General features: G+C 62.6%; 14 protein-coding genes. 7 read left to right on the plus strand and 7 right to left on the minus strand.

Features of this window, described 5'->3' with window-relative positions; genetic code table 11:
• Nucleotides 1–184: 184 nt before the first annotated feature.
• From H8S34_RS11235 to secA, 4 genes are all read right to left on the minus strand, one after another.
• Nucleotides 185–3,880 (minus strand): phosphoribosylformylglycinamidine synthase, encoded by a 3,696-nt coding sequence (locus tag H8S34_RS11235; RefSeq protein ID WP_186964017.1) that lies wholly within the window; start codon nt 3,878–3,880, stop codon nt 185–187.
• A gap of 111 nt (nt 3,881–3,991) precedes the next feature.
• Nucleotides 3,992–5,533, minus strand: a complete 1,542-nt coding sequence (locus H8S34_RS11240) for an ABC transporter substrate-binding protein (RefSeq protein ID WP_243208002.1) — start codon at nt 5,531–5,533, stop codon at nt 3,992–3,994.
• Between the two features lie 8 nt (nt 5,534–5,541).
• Nucleotides 5,542–6,357 carry a peptidoglycan editing factor PgeF gene (pgeF, locus tag H8S34_RS11245; RefSeq protein ID WP_101690980.1) on the minus strand — a complete coding sequence of 272 codons (816 nt, stop codon included), beginning with the start codon at nt 6,355–6,357 and terminating at the stop codon, nt 5,542–5,544.
• Nucleotides 6,358–6,479: 122 nt separating this feature from the next.
• Complete coding sequence (secA, locus tag H8S34_RS11250; RefSeq protein ID WP_101690979.1) at nt 6,480–9,239, minus strand: preprotein translocase subunit SecA; 2,760 nt, start codon at nt 9,237–9,239, stop codon at nt 6,480–6,482.
• A 316-nt stretch (nt 9,240–9,555) separates the two neighbouring features.
• On the opposite strand from secA, the gene H8S34_RS11255 reads away from it, so the two are divergent.
• The 4 genes from H8S34_RS11255 (at nt 9,556) to H8S34_RS11270 (ending at nt 14,612) form a co-directional block, all read left to right on the plus strand.
• The gene (locus tag H8S34_RS11255) at nt 9,556–11,685 is read left to right on the plus strand and encodes a bifunctional metallophosphatase/5'-nucleotidase (RefSeq protein ID WP_186964018.1); all 2,130 of its coding nucleotides are present in this window, start codon (nt 9,556–9,558) and stop codon (nt 11,683–11,685) included.
• A 190-nt stretch (nt 11,686–11,875) separates the two neighbouring features.
• Nucleotides 11,876–12,577 (plus strand): S-layer homology domain-containing protein, encoded by a 702-nt coding sequence (locus H8S34_RS11260; protein WP_101690977.1) that lies wholly within the window; start codon nt 11,876–11,878, stop codon nt 12,575–12,577.
• Between the two features lie 125 nt (nt 12,578–12,702).
• Nucleotides 12,703–13,212: an RNA polymerase sigma factor gene (locus H8S34_RS11265; protein WP_101690976.1), complete on the plus strand. Its 510-nt coding sequence runs from the start codon at nt 12,703–12,705 to the stop codon at nt 13,210–13,212.
• Nucleotides 13,209–14,612, plus strand: a complete 1,404-nt coding sequence (locus H8S34_RS11270; RefSeq protein ID WP_186964019.1) for a hypothetical protein — start codon at nt 13,209–13,211, stop codon at nt 14,610–14,612. The genes H8S34_RS11265 and H8S34_RS11270 overlap by 4 nt, the downstream gene beginning before the upstream one ends.
• 92 nt (nt 14,613–14,704) lie before the next feature.
• Here H8S34_RS11270 and H8S34_RS11275 read toward each other — a convergent pair whose 3' ends face one another.
• Together H8S34_RS11275 and H8S34_RS11280 are read right to left on the minus strand one after the other, a co-directional pair.
• On the minus strand, nt 14,705–14,902 hold the full coding sequence (locus H8S34_RS11275) for a helix-turn-helix transcriptional regulator (RefSeq protein ID WP_186964020.1): 198 nt from the start codon (nt 14,900–14,902) through the stop codon (nt 14,705–14,707).
• Between the two features lie 2 nt (nt 14,903–14,904).
• Nucleotides 14,905–15,195: a hypothetical protein gene (locus H8S34_RS11280; RefSeq protein WP_186964021.1), complete on the minus strand. Its 291-nt coding sequence runs from the start codon at nt 15,193–15,195 to the stop codon at nt 14,905–14,907.
• 197 nt (nt 15,196–15,392) lie between these two features.
• Here H8S34_RS11280 and miaA point away from each other — a divergent pair, with 197 nt between their 5' ends.
• The 3 genes from miaA (at nt 15,393) to H8S34_RS11295 (ending at nt 17,755) form a co-directional block, all read left to right on the plus strand.
• The gene (gene miaA / locus H8S34_RS11285) at nt 15,393–16,295 is read left to right on the plus strand and encodes a tRNA (adenosine(37)-N6)-dimethylallyltransferase MiaA (RefSeq protein WP_186964022.1); all 903 of its coding nucleotides are present in this window, start codon (nt 15,393–15,395) and stop codon (nt 16,293–16,295) included.
• Between the two features lie 144 nt (nt 16,296–16,439).
• Complete coding sequence (locus H8S34_RS11290) at nt 16,440–17,024, plus strand: cytidylate kinase-like family protein (RefSeq protein WP_101690973.1); 585 nt, start codon at nt 16,440–16,442, stop codon at nt 17,022–17,024.
• Between the two features lie 203 nt (nt 17,025–17,227).
• Nucleotides 17,228–17,755: an HDIG domain-containing metalloprotein gene (locus tag H8S34_RS11295; protein ID WP_186964023.1), complete on the plus strand. Its 528-nt coding sequence runs from the start codon at nt 17,228–17,230 to the stop codon at nt 17,753–17,755.
• 70 nt (nt 17,756–17,825) lie between these two features.
• Here H8S34_RS11295 and H8S34_RS11300 read toward each other — a convergent pair whose 3' ends face one another.
• Complete coding sequence (locus H8S34_RS11300; protein WP_186964024.1) at nt 17,826–18,377, minus strand: helix-turn-helix domain-containing protein; 552 nt, start codon at nt 18,375–18,377, stop codon at nt 17,826–17,828.
• Between the last annotated feature and the right edge of the window lie 71 nt (nt 18,378–18,448).

Genomic DNA, 18,448 nt, shown 5'->3' on the forward strand with positions numbered 1-18,448 from the left:
ATGTTATCTATATACGCAAACACGGAGCTCTCCGTGGAATTGCTTGTCTGCTCCCGCAGCCCGGAGCAGTGATCGTTTTGGGGTTTTCCCCCGACTGCATAGATAGGATACCACCCTTTTCTCTCCAATTGTTGGACAGTTTTTGAAAGGCCTGTGAACAATATGTAAACACAGCCTTCCGCGCTTACTTGAAGTAAGCCGCGCCGCTCTCAAAGAGGGGCTGATGGCGCTCGCCCGGGATATTCTTGCCCACGAACGCGCCACGGCGCTCCGAGTGGCCCATCTTACCGAAGACCCGGCCGTCGGGGGAGAAGATGCCCTCGATAGCCCGCAGGGCGCCGTTGGGGTTCACGTCGATGTCCAGGGAGGGGATGCCTGCGGCGTCCACATACTGGGTGGCCACCTGGCCGTTGGCGACCAGCTGATCCAGCAGGGCCTCGGGCGCCACGAAGCGGCCCTCGCCGTGGGAGATGGGGATGGCGTGCAGATCGCCCACCTGGCTCTGGAGCATCCAGGGAGAGCGGACCGAGGCGATGCGGGTGGTCACATAGCGGCTCTGATGGCGGCCGATGTTGTTGAAGGTCAGGGTGGCGCAGCTCTCATCCATGGGACGGATCTCGCCATAGGGCACCAGTCCCAGCTTCACCAGCGCCTGGAAGCCGTTGCAGATGCCCAGCATCAGGCCGTCCCGGTTCTTGAGCAGATCGTGGATGGCGTCGGTGATGCGGGGATTGCGCAGGAAGGAGCAGATGAACTTGGCCGAACCGTCGGGCTCGTCGCCGCCGGAGAATCCGCCGGGCAGCACCATCATCTGGGCGCCCTGAATGGCCTTTTCCAGCGCGTCGGCCGACTGGGCCAGAGCACTGCCGGTCAGGTTGCGCACCACCAGAATTTCCGGCTCGATCCCGGCCCGCAGGCAGGCCGCAGCGGTGTCATATTCACAGTTGGTGCCGGGGAACACAGGGATGACCGCCTTGGGCATGGCCACCTTGTGCTTGGCCACGATGGGAGCGCGCTCGGTGCAGGAGATGGGCTCCACCGCGCCGGTGTCGGCGGTGCGGGTGGGATAGACCTCCTCCAGCACACCCTCGCTGATGGAGAGGAGCTCGGCAACCGGGACTTCCTCCCCGCCCAGACGGATGACCGGCTCCTGGGTGGTGTAGCCCAGCAGGAGGCCGCCCTCCACCTCGCCGTCGCACTCGGCCAGGATGGCGCCGGGCCGGGCGCCGAACCACAGGTTCTGCGCGTCCTCCCGGGCGGCAAAGCCGATCTCGTTGCCGAAGGACATCTTCATGATGCCCTCGGCCACATTCTCCTCCACCGCCCAGGCGGCCCGGATCTTACCGGCCTCGCTCAGGGCGTGGACACGGGCAAAGCAGGCGTTGATCTCATCGCAGTCCAGAGCATTGTCCGCCTGGAAGAGATAGACCGGGTGGCCCGCCTCCTTGAACTCAGGGGAGAGCACCTTCTCGGCCTTGGCGGGCGCGATGGCAAAGGAGATGAGTGTGGGGGGCACATCCAGATCCAGGAAGGAGCCAGACATGGAGTCCTTGCCGCCGATGGCGGCCACACCCAGGCCCAGCTGGGCGGAGAGGGCGCCCAGGAGAGCGGCAAAGGGCTTGCCCCAGCGCTCCGGCTCGTCCCGCAGCTTCTCAAAGTACTCCTGGAAGGAGGCGTAGGCGGCCGTGGGGTCACAGCCCGCCGCCACCAGCTTGGCCATGGAGGTCAGCACCGAGATAAAGGCGCCGGTGTAGGGATTGCGCTCCATGAGGTCGGGATCAAAGCCCCAGGCCATCACCGAGCAGGTGTCGGTGGTGTGGCCCGGTCCCACCGGGAGGAGGGCAGCCATGGCCTGGGTGGGGGTACGCTGGGTCTTTCCGCCGAAGGGCATCAGGACGCTGCCCGCGCCGATGGAGCTGTCAAAGCGCTCCACCAGACCGCGGCGGCTGGCGGTCTTGAGGCTGGCAGCGGTGGACCGGAGGCTCCCCTTGTGGAAGAGGCTCTCCGGGGTAAAGTAGTCGGGCACCCGCACGGTGGTGTGCTTGGCTGCGCCGTTGGTATTCAGGAAGGCACGGGAGAGGTCGGCCACCTTCTTGCCCCGCCAGGTCATGACCATCCGGGGAGACTCGGTGACCTCGGCCACCACATAGGCCTCCAGGTTCTCGGCCTCGGCATGGGCGATGAAGGTGTCCACGTCGGCGGGAGCCACCACCACGGCCATACGCTCCTGGCTCTCGGAGATGGCCAGCTCGGTGCCGTCCAGGCCGTCGTACTTCTTGCGCACGGCGTCCAGGTCGATGGCCAGGCCGTCGGCCAGCTCACCGATGGCCACGCTGACGCCGCCCGCGCCGAAGTCGTTGCACCGCTTGATGAGGCGGGTCACCTCGCCGTTGCGGAACAGGCGCTGGATCTTGCGCTCCTCGGGGGCATTGCCCTTCTGGACCTCGGAGGCCATGGTGGCCAGGGACTTCTGGTTGTGGCTCTTGGAGGAGCCGGTGGCGCCGCCAATGCCGTCCCGGCCGGTACGGCCGCCCAGAAGGATCACCTTATCCCCGGGGGCGGGGACCTCCCGCCGGACATTGGAGGCGGGGGCGGCGCCCACTACGGCGCCGGTCTCCAGGTGCTTGGCAATGTAGCCCTTGTGATAGACCTCGGCCACGTGTCCGGTGGCCAGGCCGATCTGGTTGCCGTAGGAGGAGTAGCCCGCCGCGGCCGTCTGGGCCAGCTTGCGCTGGGGGAGCTTGCCCTCCATGGTCTGGCTCAGGGGGACGCGGGGATCGCCGCAGCCGGTGACGCGCATAGCCTGATAGACATAGGAGCGGCCGGACAGGGGGTCCCGGATGGCGCCGCCGATGCAGGTGGCCGCGCCGCCGAAGGGCTCGATCTCGGTGGGGTGGTTATGGGTCTCGTTTTTGAACATGAGGAGCCAGTCCTGCTCCTCCCCGTCCACGGTGGCGGTGACATGGACCGAGCAGGCGTTGATCTCCTCGCTCTCGTCCAGGTTCTTCAGGACGCCCCGCTTCTTGAGGACCTTGCCCGCGATGGTGGCCAGGTCCATGAGGGTCTGGGGCCGCTTGGCGGCCTTCTCCTTGCCGTAGACCTCCTCCCGGGCGGCCAGGTACATCTGATAGGCGGCCGCCACGTCGGCGTCATGGATCTCCACGTCATCGATATGGGTGGAGAAAGTGGTGTGGCGGCAGTGGTCGGACCAGTAAGTATCCACCAGGCGCAGCTCGGTCAGGGTGGGGTCCCGCTTCTCCTCGTCCCGGAAATAGGTCTGGAGGAACTTCAGATCGGCCAGGTCCATGGCAAGGCCGTACTCGCCGATCAGGTCGGAGAGACCGGCCTCGTCCCGGTCCCGGAAGCCCTCCAGCACCGCCACATCGGCGGGCACGGCATAGGTGCGCTCCAGGGTCTCCACCCGGTCCAGTCCGGCCTCCCGGCTCTCCACCGGGTTGATGAGGTAGCTCTTGACCCGCTCCAGCTCTCCGTCGCTCACCTCGCCCTGGAGGATGTAGACGGTGGCGGCGGCGGCCAGAGGCCGCTCTCCGCCCGTGAGGAGCTGGATGCACTGGGCGCAGGAGTCGGCCCGCTGGTCATACTGCCCCGGCAGGGCCTCCACCGCGAAGACCCGGCAGGGCGCGGGGGCATCGGGGAAAGTCTCGTCATAGACGGCGTCCACCTGCGGCTCACTGAGCACGGTGGTGCGCACAGCCTGATAGGTGTCCCCGTCGATCCCCTCCACGTCGTAGCGGTGGAGGATGCGGACGCCCGTCAGGCCCTGAAGTCCCAGCTCGCTTCTCAGCTCACCCAGCAGGCGCCGGGCCTCCACGTCGAAGCCGGGCTTCTTTTCGGCATAGCAGCGAAATACGTTACCCATTACCATAACCCCTTATTCTCATATATAGTTGAATAAAAAACAGGCGCGGAGGGGCGCATCCCTCCGCGCCTGTCGGTTCCTCTTACATCATACCCGAAAAAACGCAGGAACTCAATTGGCGAAACTCCAATTTCCAAATCCATAGAACAGATTTTGTTGGGTGGGCGTGGCATTGGACACCTGCCCCCACTGGCTCAGCATGGACCAGTTCTTGAAGCAGAGCACTGCAAAGGGCGCTTGTTCCCCCAGCCGCTCATAGAGCGCCTTGGCCGCCGTGGTCCGCTCCTCCCCCTGGGCCGCCCGGAAGGCAGAGAGCAGTCCCGTTGCCGTGGGATCGTTGTACTTACCGTAATTGAGGGCCCCGCCGCTCAGCAGCGGAGAGGGATCAAAGTCGGCGCTCAGTTTGACCTCGCCCAGGTAAAGATCAAACTCCCCCGCGCTCAGGGCGGCGGTAAAATCCTCCCAGGAGAGCTTTTTCACCGTCACCGATACACCCGCTGCCGTCAGATCCCGCCCAATGGCGTCGGCCACTCCCGTCTTATAGGAGTTGTCCTGGTTGACCAACAGGGTCAGCTCCAGCTTCTCTCTCCCCTTCTGATAGACGCCGTCGCTCCGGCTCCATCCGGCCTGCGTGAGAATGGAATCCATCTCCTGGAGGGAGTAGTTGAGGGTGCCCGCCGTCTCGGCGTCATAGACGCTGCTCACCGGGTGGGCGGGCAGCATAGCGGCCACCGCATGCCGGGAGAGCAGGGCCGAGCAGATGCTGTCCCGGTCCATCCCCCGCCCCAGCGCCTGGCGGACCGCTGCGTCCCGACAGGGGCCCTGGGCCGTATTAAACCCGATATAGAGCATATTTGTCGTGGGATAGTCCATGGTCTCAAAGCTGCCCGAGAACCCCAGGGCGCCCACACCGGTGGAGTCGGTCCCCACCAGGGAGATCTCCTGGGTGTCAAAGGCATAGAGCAGGTCGTTGGCCTCCTCCACCGTCCGCAGAGGAATGGTCTCCAGCGCGGGCGCGGGGGTACGCCAGCTGTCATTCCGCCGCTGGAGGATATAGCTCTCCCCGCTCTGCTGGAGCACATAGGAGCCCGTCCCCAGAGGCACGCCTCCAGTCTCCCGGATGACCGGGATGTCCAGCAGGGCCGGCAGATTTCCGTTGGGACTGGTCAGGCGCACGGTCACAGCGCCCTCTCCGGCCTGGACCGAGGCAATCCCCGCCAGGCGGTTGCCGTACAGGGCGCTGGTCTTGGCCTGGGTCAGGGAAGCGGCCACATCGGCCGCCGCCATGGGGGTACCGTCCGAGAAGGTGACGCCGCCGCGCAGGGTAAAGGTCCAGGTGAGTCCGTCCTCTGAGACAGTATACCCCGTCGCCAGGGCAGGCTGGGGCGTAAAGGTCTGATCCAGCTCATAGAGGCCGTCATAGAGCAGCCCTCCCAGGGCCAGATTGGTCCGGTTGGTCCCCTGGATGGGGTGAAAACCGGCCTCCGGATAGCAGGGCAGCGCAAATTCCTTGGGCTGTGCCGTGGCCGTAGCAGTGGGCGTAGGGGTCTGCGTGGGCGTGGGAGCGGGCTCTTCCTCCCCACAGGCGCTCAGAACGGTGCTCAATAGCAGGACGGCGGCCAGGAGCCGCAGGTTTTTCTTCCGCTTTTTCATGGCTTTCCTTATCCCAGCAGCTGGACCATAGCGGCCTGGCTTCCCCGCACGCCCTGGGTGTAGCGGTGGGACCAGAAGCGCTCGTGCTCACACATGGTGCAGGCCTCGGAGACCGCGATATGGTCCCGTTCCAGACCCATCTTTTCCAGGCGCAGGACATTGAGCCCCTTGAGGTCCACATGGAACTTCCCGCTCTCCTGCAGCTCGATGCACTTCAGCGCGGAGGCACCCAGCGCGCCGGTGAGAGCGTTGGGCACATCCTCATCGGTCTCAAAGCAGCACTTGGAGATCCCCGGGCCAATGGCGGCCAGGATGTCCCCGGGCTTGGAGCCGTATACCTCCACCATCTTTTCTACGGCACGGCCCGCGATCCCGTTGGCGGTGCCCCGCCAGCCCGCATGGACGGCCGCGATGACCCGGCGCACCGGGTCATAGAACAGAATAGGCAGACAGTCCGCCCCAAAGACCGTGAGGCACAGGCCCGGAATGTCAGTGATGAGTCCGTCCGCCTCATAATCGCCCTTGCTGTGGATGCCCTTCCCCTTGTCGGCGGCGGTCACGGTGCGCACCGTGTCCCCGTGGACCTGGTTGGACAGGACCAGTCCCTCATAGTCCGCGCCGATGGCGGCGGTGAAGCGGCGGTAATTCTCCAGTACTTTTTCCCGGTCATCCCCCCGGCAGAATCCCAGATTGAGGGTGGCATAGGTCCCCTCGCTCACGCCCCCTTCCCGGGTGGAAAAGCCGTGGGCCACACCCCCCGCCTGTAAAAAGCCCTCGCTGGCCAGGAAGGGGACATTTTTGTTGACGCAAGTCACAATGCTCATAGTCAAAATCCTCAGTGAAACAGAGAAAAGCAGAATGGTCCCTCAGAGGCTGTCTCATTCTGCTTTTCCCATCGGTTTTCGGTTTTCACAGGGCGCGGCCCCTCACGGGGCCGGAGGCCGTCTTACTGATATTCAGGGCCGTGGTACTCCGCGCAGTCGCACTTCTTCCACTTCTTGCCGCTGCCGCAGGGGCAGGGATCGTTGCGGCCGATCTGAACGCCCTTCTTGACGGGCTGCTTCTTCACGGTCTCGTCGCTGCCGCCCGACTCGCCGGTGACACGGGCCACACGCTCGCGCTTGACGGCACCGCCCACCTGCACCCGGGCCAGGTAGATCCGGCGGATGGTCTCCTCCTGGATGGCGGCGATCATGTTCTCGAACATCTCGTAGCCTTCCCGCTTGTACTCCACCACCGGGTCGTTCTGACCGTAAGCCCGCAGGCCGATGCCCTGGCGCAGCTCCTGCATGGCGTCGATGTTGTCCATCCAGTACTCGTCCACCACGCGCAGCATCATTACCCGCTCCAGCTCACGCATGAGGGGCTCACCCAGCTCCTGCTCCTTGCGGGTATAGATCTCAGTGGCCCGCTCCATGAGCTGCTCCACCAGCTGCTCGCCGCTGTACTGCTGCAGCTCGCCGTCGGTGTACTTGAGCTCATCGGGCCGCAGGAACAGGCCACGGAAGGGAGCGCACACCTCGCGCCAGGTCTCGGCGTCCAGGTGCTTCTGCTCGCCCATCTGGCCCATGACCGCCCGGTTGATCACCGTGGAGAGCATCTTCTGGATGGCGTCCTTCAGGTTCTCGCCGTCCAGGACCTTGCGGCGCTCCTCATAGATGACCTTACGCTGGGTGTTCATCACGTCGTCGTACTCCAGCACCGTCTTACGGGTCTGGAAGTTGCGGGATTCCACCTGCTTCTGGGCGTTCTCAATGGCGCCGGAGAGCATCTTGGCGTCGATGGGGGTGTCCTCATCCACGCCCAGGCGCTCCATCATGCCCATGACCCGCTCGGAGCCGAACAGGCGCATGATGTCGTCCTCCAGGGAGAGGTAGAACCGGGTCTCACCGGGGTCGCCCTGACGGCCGGCACGGCCCCGCAGCTGGTTGTCGATACGGCGGGATTCGTGCCGCTCGGTGCCCAGAATGAACAGGCCGCCCACCGCACGGACCTTCTCGGCCTCGACTTTGATGGTCTCCTTATACTTGGCCTCGGCGTCCGCAAACATCTTGCGGGCATTGAGGATTTCCTCATTGTCGGTCTCGGCGTAGCCGGTGGCCTCGGCCATCAGCTCATCGCTCAGTCCGGCCTTGCGCAGGTCGGCCATGGCCAGATACTCGGCGTTACCGCCCAGCATGATGTCGGTACCGCGGCCGGCCATGTTGGTGGCCACGGTGACGGCACCCAGCTTACCGGCCTGGGCCACGATCTCGGCTTCCTTCTCATGGAACTTGGCGTTCAGAACCTTGTGGGGGATCCCCTTGCGCTTGAGCATGCCGGAGAGCTCCTCCGACTTCTCGATGGAGATAGTACCCACCAGCACGGGCTGGCCCTTCTTGTGGCACTCCTCGATCTGCTGGACGATGGCGCGGAACTTGCCCGCCTCGTTCTTATAGACCACGTCGGGGTGATCCACACGCTGCACAGGCTTGTTGGTGGGGATCTCCACGATATCCAGGGAGTAGATGGTGCCGAACTCCTCCTCCTCGGTCATGGCGGTACCCGTCATGCCGGAGAGCTTGTTGTAGAGGCGGAAGTAGTTCTGGAAGGTGATGGTGGCCAGAGTCTTGGACTCCCGGGCGACCTCCACCTTCTCCTTGGCCTCGATGGCCTGGTGCAGGCCCTCGGAGTAGCGGCGGCCGTACATCAGGCGGCCGGTGAACTCGTCCACGATGATGACCTCGCCGTCCTTGACCACGTAGTCGATATCCCGCTGCATGAGGCCCCTGGCGCGGATGGCCTGGTTGATGTGGTGGGAGAGGGTGGTGTTCTCCACGTCGGCCAGGTTCTCCAGATTGAAGGCCTCCTCCGCCTTCTTGATGCCGCGGGCGGTAAGGGTGACGGTGCGCGCCTTCTCATCCACGATGTAGTCGGCGTCCTCGTCGGGATCTTCCTCTTCCTTGGTATCCACCTTGGCCACGCGCTTACCCTTCAGCTTGGCCACAAAATTGTCCACAATGGTGTAGAGCTGGGTGGACTGATCCCCCTGACCGGAAATGATGAGGGGGGTACGGGCCTCGTCGATGAGGATGGAGTCCACCTCGTCCACGATGGCAAAGGCATGGCCGCGCTGCACCATCTCGGCGGCGTAGATGGCCATGTTGTCACGCAGATAGTCAAAGCCGAACTCGTTGTTGGTGCCGTAGGTGATGTCGGCCTGATAGGAGAGCTTGCGCATCTGGGGCAGGATGTCGTGGATCACCAGGCCCACGGTCAGGCCCAGGAAGCGGTAGACCTTGCCCATCCACTCGCTGTCGCGCTTGGCCAGGTAGTCGTTGACGGTGATCACGTGCACACCCTCGCCGGTCAGGGCGTTCAGATAGGCGGGCAGGGTAGCCACCAGGGTCTTACCTTCACCGGTGCGCATCTCAGCGATGCGGCCCTGGTGGAGGATGATGCCGCCCACCAGCTGCACCCGGTAGGGCTTCATGCCCAGCACACGCCACGCGGCCTCACGGCAGGTGGCAAAGGCCTCGGGCAGGATATCGTCCAGCGTCTCACCGTTGCGCAGGCGCTCTTTGAATTCGGGGGTCTTGGCTTTCAGCTGCTCATCGGTGAGCTTGCTGTACTCCGCGTCCAGCGCTTCGATCTTGTCCACAATGGGATAGATGGCTTTCAGCTCTTTGGCGGAGCTGCTGCCAAACAGCTTTTTTAAGAAATTCATGTTAGGTCATTCACCTTTCTTGCATGGTGCGGGAAAACCAATGCCTGTAAAACGTCATGTTAGAGTATAGCACATCCCCCTGTAATAAAAAAGGGGAAATTATGAACAAACGCCCTTTCTGCCCTCCTTTTCTTCCCTCTTCCGTCCTTTGGGCCCGTCATTTTGACCGAATCACCTTTTAGTTTGCCTCGACTTCCCGTATATTTTGTGGTACCCTATGGGCAGGCGGCGCCCTGTCCGCTGTCTCCGGTCGGGCCCGGAGGCTGGAGCGGGCGTCTCATTCCTTTTGGACAACTTGTAAAAAGGAGGATCTTGTATGAAGAAACAGTATCTGCGCAGGGCTCTGGCCTCTGCCATGGCTGTGGCCATGCTGGCCGGTCTCGTCCCGGCCGCTCTGGCCGCGGAGGGGGAGACTCACCTCACCATCATCGGTACATCCGACACCCATGGCAATATCTGGGGCTATTCCTATGAGGACATGAAGGAGAGCTCCAAGGACGGCCTGGCCCGTGTCTCCACCTATGTCAATCAGGTGCGTGCCGAGAATCCCAACACCATCCTGGTGGACGCTGGTGACACCATCCAGGGCACCATCATGACCGACGACCTCTACTCCAAGGACACCGCCGGCCATCCCGTGCCCGCGGCTCTCAACTACATGAAGTATGACGCCTGGACCCTGGGCAACCACGAGTTCAACTTCGGTGTGGACAAGCTCAAGTCCATCCTGGAGCAGACCGATGTTCCCGTGCTCTCGGCCAACATCAAGAACGCGGACGGCAGCTATCTCACCGGCGCCGGCTACACCATTGTGGAGCGGGGCGGTGTGAAGGTGGCCATCATCGGCGTCACCACGCCCAACATCCCCCGCTGGGACGGCACCAAGCAGGGCGTGTCCGACCTGACCTTTGAGCCCATGGCCGACGCGGTGGCCGAGTGCATCCAGGAGATCGGCGACAAGGCCGACGTCATCATGGTCTCCACTCACGCCGGTCTGGAGGCCGAGTACTCCACCGACGGCTCCGATGCCGCTCAGACCATCCTGGACAAGTGCCCCGAAGTGGACGTGCTCCAGCTGGGCCACACCCACACCACCTATATCAACAATGAGAAGATCCCCGTGGGCGAGGTCAAGAGCAACGCCGGCGAGGTGGTCCGCTATGACCTGACCCTGAACGCCGACAAGGAGATCACCACCGCTACCGTGGAGACCGTCTCCATGGAAGGCGTGGAGCCCGACCAGGGTCTGCGGGATGTGCCCGCCATCAAGGCTGCCCAGGAAAAGACCGTTTCCTTTATCCAGGATAACGTTCTGGGCCATGCCGCCGCGGACTTCCAGCCCGCCAACGAGATCAAGGGCCTGCCCGAGGGCCGTCTCCAGGACACCGCCGTCATCGACCTCATCGGCACCGTGCAGCTGGAGAACTCCGGCGCCGATGTGACCGCCGTGGCCCTCTTCAAGGACACCAGCGATCTGAAGAAGGGCGATCTCAACTACGGCAACATGTTCGACATCTACAAGTTCCCCAACGTGCTCTACACCGTCAAGGTCACCGGCGCCGAGATGAAGGCCTACATGGAGTGGGCGGCCGCGTGCTGGAACCAGTGGCAGGAGGGCGACATCAACATCTCCTTCAATCCCGACAAGCCCGGCTACCTCCACGACCACTTCATCGGCCTGAACTATGAGGTGAACCTCTCCAAGCCCGCTGGAGAGCGCATCGAGAACGTGACCTTCCAGGGCAAGCCTCTGGCCGACGACCAGGTGCTCACCCTCTGCGTCAACGACTACCGCTATACCGGCCTCAAGAATGAGGGCATCATCTCCGGCGAGAAGGAGTGGGAGTCCCCCAACTCCGTGCGCGACATGCTGGTGGCCTATCTGGCCGAGCATGATCCTCTCCAGCCCACCGTGGACAACAACTGGAAGATCACCGGTGTGGATCTGAGCAAGGACGATCCTCGCCGCCAGGAGATCATCAACCTCATCAACGTGGGCAAGCTGGACACTCCCTACAACAAGAGCTACAATCTGGCCGACTATGACGCCCTGATTGCGGAGGCTCAGTCCCGCAATGTCATTGTGGACGGCAACGCTTTCCAGGTCGACAGCGCAGTCAGCAGCGGTCTGGGTGATACGGTCTTCTACCGTCTGCGTGATCTGGCAGTCGCCTTCAACGGCACCCCTGCTATGTTCAATGTAGAGTGGAATGGCCAGGTGGCCATCACCAAGGGCAGCGAGTACACCGCTGCGTCTCTCGCCCCCCGTCCGGAAGGCTCCGCCATTGATTACGCCAACATCACCATTCAGGTGGATGGCGTCGATGTGGAGACCTCCACTCTGCTCATCGGCGGCAACTACTATGTCTCCGCGGATGGACTGAACGCTCTTCTGGGCGTCTCTGCGGTTGAGGCCGACGGCGTGCTGACGGTCACTACCAAGTAAGTTTTTCCCCATCGGTCAAAAACGGGCGCGCGGCTGCGCGCCCGTTTTTTTACTTTTTCTGTCTCAAAATGGGCCTTCCGTACGTTATAGAAAAAGAACCCCGGCTTTCCGCCCCCGCCGAACAGGCGCTTCTAACGGGAGGCCGCCGTTCTCGACTCTACACAAACAGCGGAAAAAGGAGGAATCTCACATGAAACGTCTGCACCCGCTCCTCTCTCTGGGCCTTGCGTCGGCCCTGACCCTGGGCCTGCTCTGTCCCGGGGCCGCCGCGGCGGCCTTCTCCGACCAGGACCAGATCGTTCATCCGGATGCCGTCACTGCCGTGGCCGACCTGGGGCTCTTTGCCGGTCTGCCGGATGGCTCCTTTGCCCCCGCACAGAACATCGACCGGGCCTCCTTCGCCCGGCTGGTCACCCTCATGCTCAACGGCGGAAAGATCCCCACCCTGGAGAATGCCGCCGCGTCCTTCCCGGACACCGAGGGCCACTGGGCCAAGGACTGTATTACCTACTGTGCCTCCCTTGGGATTATCTCCGGCCGGAGCGAGACGGTCTTTGCCCCCGACGACCCGGTCACCATTGCGGAGGGGGCACGGATGCTCCTCTCCGCCCTGGGCTATCGGGCGGACTACGAGGGGATCAGCGGTGCCACATGGCGCATCACGGTAGATATTCTGGCCGATCAGGCCGGGCTCTATGCGGACATGGGCTCCTTTGACAGCTCCACGCCCCTGACTCGGGATATGGCCGCCCAGATGGTCTATAACGCCCTGAACATCCCCCTTGTGACCTATGAGGAGACCACCGGTTCCGACGGCGTCAAACGCTGCACACGGGTGGAGCAGAAAGACACCCTCCTCACCAGCGTCTTTGCACAGGCAGAATCCGAATAGTACGGCAGAGCGGCGGCGCCCTCTTTAAGGGCGCCGCCGTTCTGTACGCCTGTCACAAAACCGCTTTACCGTGCGTTATATGGGTGAAAACCGGTTTTCCAATCCAGCAGAAAGGAAGTGGTAGGATGGACACACAGGCACTGGAGGAGCGCTTCCCCGAGGCAGATGACGAGATCCTCTCAGAGGCCGTCTCTCGGTATGGCCCTCCTCTGCTGCGCTACTGTCACCACATTTTATGTGATTACCATGAGGCGCAGGACGCAGTCCAGATTACGTTTTGTAAAGCTTATACCCGCCGCGCCCGGTTCCGGCGCGGCTCCAACCTCTCCGCCTGGCTCTACCGGCTGGCCTATACCACCTGCATAGATCTCCTGCGCCGCCGGAAGCGGCAGCTCTTTTCTCCCCCGGCCGCCCCTGTGTCTGATCCGGACTACATCGGTCCCCAGCTCCGCGCGGCGCTCCTGACTCTCTCCCCGCAGGAGCGGGCGCTGGTCTTTGGCCGCGTCATGGAGGAGCGCAGCTATGAGGAGCTCTCCCAAATGTTAGGGCACAGCGCGGCCACCCTGCGGAAACGCTATGAGCGCGCCCGGCATAAACTGGCCCGGGCTCTGACCGAACAGGAGGAATCTCTATGAAACGCACACCGGAAGAAGAGCGGATCTTCCAGGCCCTCTCCTCCATCCAAACGCCCCCCGCCCCGCTGGAAGCGGGCATCCATGCCCGCCTCGCCGCGCGCAGAACGCCCCGGCGCCCTTATGTCCGCATGGCCCTGGTCTGTGCCTGTCTGCTGGCCGTTTTGGGCGCTGCCGCGGCGGCCGTCGGTCTCACGGACGCCTGGCGGTATTTCTTCTCCTCGCCCATTCCTGCCAGCGCGGTGACCGAGCTGGGGCTCTCCCAGACCAAAGGGGAATACACCCTCACGCTGGAGGACGCGGTGGCCGAGGATACCGGCGTCCTGCTCCTCCTCTCCCTCACCCGGGCGGATGGCGGGGTGATCGACCCGGCGGTGGGCCTCAACCTCTCCTCCCTGCGCCGCGCCCCGTCCCTCTCTCTGTCCAACGGCACATCTCTGTCCCTGCACGCGGTTTCTCCCCCGCAGCAGAGCACAGACCAAAAGGCCCTCTACTATGTCCTTCAGGCCTCCACTGACGACCAGGCCGCCTCCCTGGCGGGTGAAACCCTGACCCTGGACCTCTTTGCCCTGGGAACGACCCCATACAACAAAACAGCGGTTTTGTCTCTGGCGGAGCTCTCCGCAGAGCACTGGGACACCTATTTCCCCTCTGATTTTTCCGGGATCTCCGCCGCGCTCTCCCGCCAGAATGCCGCTCTCCCGGTCCCGGCTGTCGATGGTTTCTCCGGTGCTGTTCTTCATGGTGCGGTCATGCTGGAGGAGAAGGGCCTTTCCATCGGGATCAGCGCTCCGGACATGGGCGTACAGAACAACATCCTCTGTGATAAGGTCTACCCCAACGCCATCGTCGATACCCGCACCGGTGCGCGGTACTATCATGGCTCCATGCGCCGCTATGAGCTGGAAAACGGGGAAGGCTCCTATGTGTACAGCTTCCAGGACTGCCCTCTTACCCCGGAGGACCTCCCCTGGCTGGAGCTGGAGGTCGTCTATGCCTGTACTCCGCTGGTGCCTGACTCCTCCTTCTCCATCCCCTTCCAGGTAGATACCGTCACAAGCATCTCCGTTCCGCTGGACGGACTGGAGCTGGCCGGCCAAACCTTGCCCATCCACACCTTGCAGGTCACCCCCCTGGGGATCTCCCTGATCGGTGCGGGGAATGATCTCACCCCCTATGAATGCCTCTATCAGGACACGCAGATCCCCTGCTCTCTCACCAAAACAGACGGCACCGTTCTTTCCCTGGAGTGTACCGGCGGCTATGTGAGCGAATTTGCCGGAGAGAGCTGCTGTGTCCTCTCCCTCTCCAGGCCTCTTTGCTCGGATTCCGCCTTTACTTTCTGGGACCCCGGCGAGATTGCCTCCATTGCCATCGGGGACTGCGTGCTTCCCGTGGCATGACCGCCCGCACCCGCCTTGCAGCGTCTTTACACAGGCGGAATTCTGATGACAGCACAACGGCGGCGCCCTCCAAAAGAGGGCGCCGCCGTTGTCTACCTTTGCCCCGGGTGGAACAGCGCGTCCACCGTGGTCCCCAGAGCCTGAGCCAGATGGAAGGCCAGTCCGAGTGTGGGGTCATACTTCTTGTTTTCGATGGCGTTTACCGTCTGCCGGGATACACCGCAGATCTTCGCCAGCTCCTCCTGCGAGATCCCCAGCTCCCGCCGCCGCTCTTTGATCTCATTTTCCATGTTCATCCCCCGTATCTGCGCCGGAAATACAATAGGATGATAAAATAGAGGATCGCCCCAGTCCCCAACTGAATAAAGGGGTTCGCCGTCACCGCCTGCCCCCGCACGAGGGACTCTATTATATCGATGATCATACCGCCCGTCATGCCCAGGAGTGTCCAGGTGCTGGCCTTCCAGACGATCATCTGCCTGCGCTCGTCCCCCAGCCGCACCAGAGAGACTACCATCGCCACATCCAATAGGATCAGGATGCCGAGAAATCCCAGGAAGCCCGCAATCAAAATCTGTTCCATCGATAGTCCTCCTTTTCAAAATGTCAAATACTTTTTACACTTTAAGGATAGCACCGGTCTTTCAAAATGTCAATAGTTTTTGACACCCCACATTCACACGCCCCTCCGTCCCCAAGTTGCCCCTGCCCTGCTTTTGTGGTAGAATAGCCGAAACACCACGCCCGGCCGAGCGCGGGCTGACAGAAGGATGTGCGAACATGGCGCTGCCAAAACTGATCGTGATACTGGGCACCACCGCCTGCGGCAAAAGCGGCCTGGGTGTGGAGCTGGCCAAGCATGTGGGAGGCGAGATCGTCTCCGCCGACTCCCGGCAGGTCTATCGAGGCCTGGACCTGGGCACCGGTAAGGTCACAGAGGAGGAGATGGACGGGATATCTCACCACCTGCTGGACGTGGTCTCCCCCAACCAGAGCTATTCGGTGGCCGAGTTCCAGCGGGACGCCTACGCCGCCATCGACGACATCCTGGCCCGGGGGAAGGTCCCCCTCCTGGTGGGGGGCACCGGGCTCTATGTCCGGGCGGTGGCCGAGGGGTACACCTTTCAGGAGAGCCAGCCCGACCCCGTCCTCCGGACGCAGCTGGAGCGCAAGAGCACCGAGGAGCTCTACGCCATGTTCCGCGCCCAGACCGGGCGCACCCTCTCGGGCGGCGAGGAGAAGAACCGTCACCGACTGGTGCGCACCATGGAAAAACTTCTCTCGGGAGATTCCCTCACCGAATCCCCCCGTGTGCCCCGGTATGAGGTCCTCCAGCTGGGCATGACCTATCCCCGGGATGTCCTCTGCCGGCGCATCGACGAGCGGCTCCAGAAGCGGCTGGACGACGGCATGATCGAGGAGGTGGCACGTCTCCGGGCGGAGGGGGCCACCGACGCCTTCCTGGAGGGATTGGGGCTGGAATACCGCTACATCCTCTGGTATCTCACCGGCAAGCTCTCCTCCCAGGACGAGCTCTTTGACGAGCTGGGCCGGGCCATCAAGCGCTTTGCCAAGCGTCAGATGGTATGGTTCAAAAAGGACCGGGACGTCCTCTGGCTGGACACGGAGGGAGACCCCCTCTCCCAGGCCATCCAGGCCGCCGACGCCTTCCTCCGGGACTGAGGGCGGGTCTTGCGCCCCTTGACGGCACATGGTAAAATAGGGAAGTAAGCCCATTCCGCCCTGCCTTGGCGGAACCGGGCACAGACCTTTACCATGGCCCGTTCTTCCGGGCTGTGAAACCATCCAAGGGAGGAACGGAGTGTAATGGGCTTTCGTATCGTCACCATCAACCGGGAATTTGGCAGCGGAGGACGCACCATCGGCAAGCAGGTGGCCCAGCGCATGGGCGTGACCTGCTACGATGAGGAGCTGGTCACCCAGATTGCCAAGGAGAGCGGTATGTCCCAGAGCTTTATCCAGAGCTTCAGCGAGGAGGCCAGCGCCACCAGCAGCTTCCTGTTTACCCTGAACAACTGGGCCAACAACGCCCTCTCCGATCAGATCTATATCACCCAGCGCAAGATCATTCAGGATCTGGCCGAGCAGGGTCCCTGCGTCATCGTGGGCCGCTGCGCCGACTATTTCCTCAAGGAGCGCACCGACTGTCTCAACGTCTTTATCCACGCCAATATGGAGTTTAAAAAGGACCGCATCGTCCGGCTCTACGGCGAAAAGGCGGACACGCCGGAAAAGCGCATCCTGGACAAGGATAAGCGCCGCATCGCCTACTATAAGTACTATACCGACCGCAACTGGGGGCAGGCCGCCAACTACCACCTCTGCCTGGACAGCAGCGTGCTGGGTGTGGATCGCTGCACTGATCTGATCTACTCTCTGGTGGAGGGTTGATTTCCGCTCCACGCTCTCCTTTATTGCGTCATCAAAGACGCCCGCATGTCTGCGGGCGTCTTTTTTATCGTGTACAGGCCGCCGTTTCTTCCTCTCTTTCCAAAAGTTTTACCCGCTCTTTTGAAAATCTTAAAGAGTTCGTCTCATGTTCTTTACCTTCCTCTGGTATCCTAGAGCTACAACCAGAGAAAGGAGTCCGCCCTATGTGGAATTTCAAATACAGAGACGAATATCTTCCCTTTGTGGAGGATCTTCTGGCCCATCCGGATGTGTGCGCCATGCGCCAGCTTCCCCAGCATGCCAAGGGATTCAGCTGTTTTCACCACAGCCTGCTGGTATCCTATCTCAGCTTCCGCCTCTGCCGCGCCCTGGGCCTGGATATGCGCTCGGCCGCCCGGGGCGGACTGCTCCACGACCTCTACCTCTACAACTGGCAGGACAAGTCCACCCATCCCCATGTGAACCACGCCTTTGACCACCCGCTGGTGGCGCTGGAGAATGCCCAGGCGCGCTTTCCGCTCAACCCCACAGAGGCCGACATCATCGCCACCCATATGTTCCCTCTCGCCATCACCCGCCCCCATCACTGCCTGGAGTCCGTGGTGGTGGGCGCCATGGACAAGCTCTGTGCCGTGGCAGAGCTCCTCCGTCTGACGCCCCCGGTCGTGGAAGAGGCCCCCGTCACCCTGCTCTCCCCCGCCCAAAGCGCCACTCTGGGCCGGGCGGCTTAATTCTCATTCAAAAATACAGTGGCCCCGGTACCATCTCCCGCAGGAGAGGTGCCGGGGCCGCTCTGTTTGCTTAAAATCGGGATGGCTCTGCCGGTGCCAGGGAAAACCAGTAGGAAATGCAGGGCTCCTCCCCGGCATTGGCGTAGGTATGGGGGGTGTGGGCGGGTACCAGCGCCACGTCCATGGGGTGCAGAGTACAGGACATGCCCTCCATCTCCAGACGCATGCTCCCCTGGGTGACCAGGAGAAAATTCCCCTCGGGCAGGCCCATACTGTACTCCTTTTCCTCCCCGCCCCCCTGCATGGTGATGCAGACGCATTTGTAGGGCGGATTGCCGCACAGGGCCAGCTCATACTGCACCCGGGAGTGGAGGCGGAACACCGGCTCAAACTCCTCCCGCCGGGCATAGAGGCGGTGCTCCTGGGCGGGCTCTGTCAAAAAATCCGCAATCAGGATGTCCAGCGCCTGGCAGATCTGTCCCAGATGCTGGAGCGTGGGACTGGTGGCCTCCCGCTCCACATTGCTCAGGTAGCTCACCGAGAGCCCGCTTTTGTCGGCCAGCGCCTGAAGCGTGAGCCCCCGCTCTTTCCGCAGGCGCTTGAGCTTTTCTCCCACTTCCATTCCCGTTCCTCCTGTCGGCCGTTTTTGTCTATTATAGCAGTCGTATCCCTCGCCCGTCAAAGCTTTTTTAT

It is taken from the genome of Pseudoflavonifractor hominis, from assembly GCF_014288125.1.
Classification (GTDB): Bacteria; Bacillota; Clostridia; order Oscillospirales; family Oscillospiraceae; genus Pseudoflavonifractor_A; species Pseudoflavonifractor_A gallinarum.

Bases quoted from the DNA above. Each gene is read 5' to 3' on its own strand.
- pgeF (WP_101690980.1), bottom strand. From the start codon at position 6,357: ATGAGCATTGTGACTTGCGTCAACAAAAATGTCCCCTTCCTGGCCAGC.
- H8S34_RS11295 (WP_186964023.1), top strand. From the start codon at position 17,228: ATGTGGAATTTCAAATACAGAGACGAATATCTTCCCTTTGTGGAGGAT.
- H8S34_RS11235 (WP_186964017.1), bottom strand. From the start codon at position 3,880: ATGGGTAACGTATTTCGCTGCTATGCCGAAAAGAAGCCCGGCTTCGAC.
- H8S34_RS11265 (WP_101690976.1), top strand. From the start codon at position 12,703: ATGGACACACAGGCACTGGAGGAGCGCTTCCCCGAGGCAGATGACGAG.
- H8S34_RS11255 (WP_186964018.1), top strand. From the start codon at position 9,556: ATGAAGAAACAGTATCTGCGCAGGGCTCTGGCCTCTGCCATGGCTGTG.
- H8S34_RS11280 (WP_186964021.1), bottom strand. From the start codon at position 15,195: ATGGAACAGATTTTGATTGCGGGCTTCCTGGGATTTCTCGGCATCCTG.
- H8S34_RS11275 (WP_186964020.1), bottom strand. From the start codon at position 14,902: ATGGAAAATGAGATCAAAGAGCGGCGGCGGGAGCTGGGGATCTCGCAG.
- secA (WP_101690979.1), bottom strand. From the start codon at position 9,239: ATGAATTTCTTAAAAAAGCTGTTTGGCAGCAGCTCCGCCAAAGAGCTG.
- H8S34_RS11260 (WP_101690977.1), top strand. From the start codon at position 11,876: ATGAAACGTCTGCACCCGCTCCTCTCTCTGGGCCTTGCGTCGGCCCTG.
- miaA (WP_186964022.1), top strand. From the start codon at position 15,393: ATGGCGCTGCCAAAACTGATCGTGATACTGGGCACCACCGCCTGCGGC.
- H8S34_RS11270 (WP_186964019.1), top strand. From the start codon at position 13,209: ATGAAACGCACACCGGAAGAAGAGCGGATCTTCCAGGCCCTCTCCTCC.
- H8S34_RS11240 (WP_243208002.1), bottom strand. From the start codon at position 5,533: ATGAAAAAGCGGAAGAAAAACCTGCGGCTCCTGGCCGCCGTCCTGCTA.
- H8S34_RS11300 (WP_186964024.1), bottom strand. From the start codon at position 18,377: ATGGAAGTGGGAGAAAAGCTCAAGCGCCTGCGGAAAGAGCGGGGGCTC.
- H8S34_RS11290 (WP_101690973.1), top strand. From the start codon at position 16,440: ATGGGCTTTCGTATCGTCACCATCAACCGGGAATTTGGCAGCGGAGGA.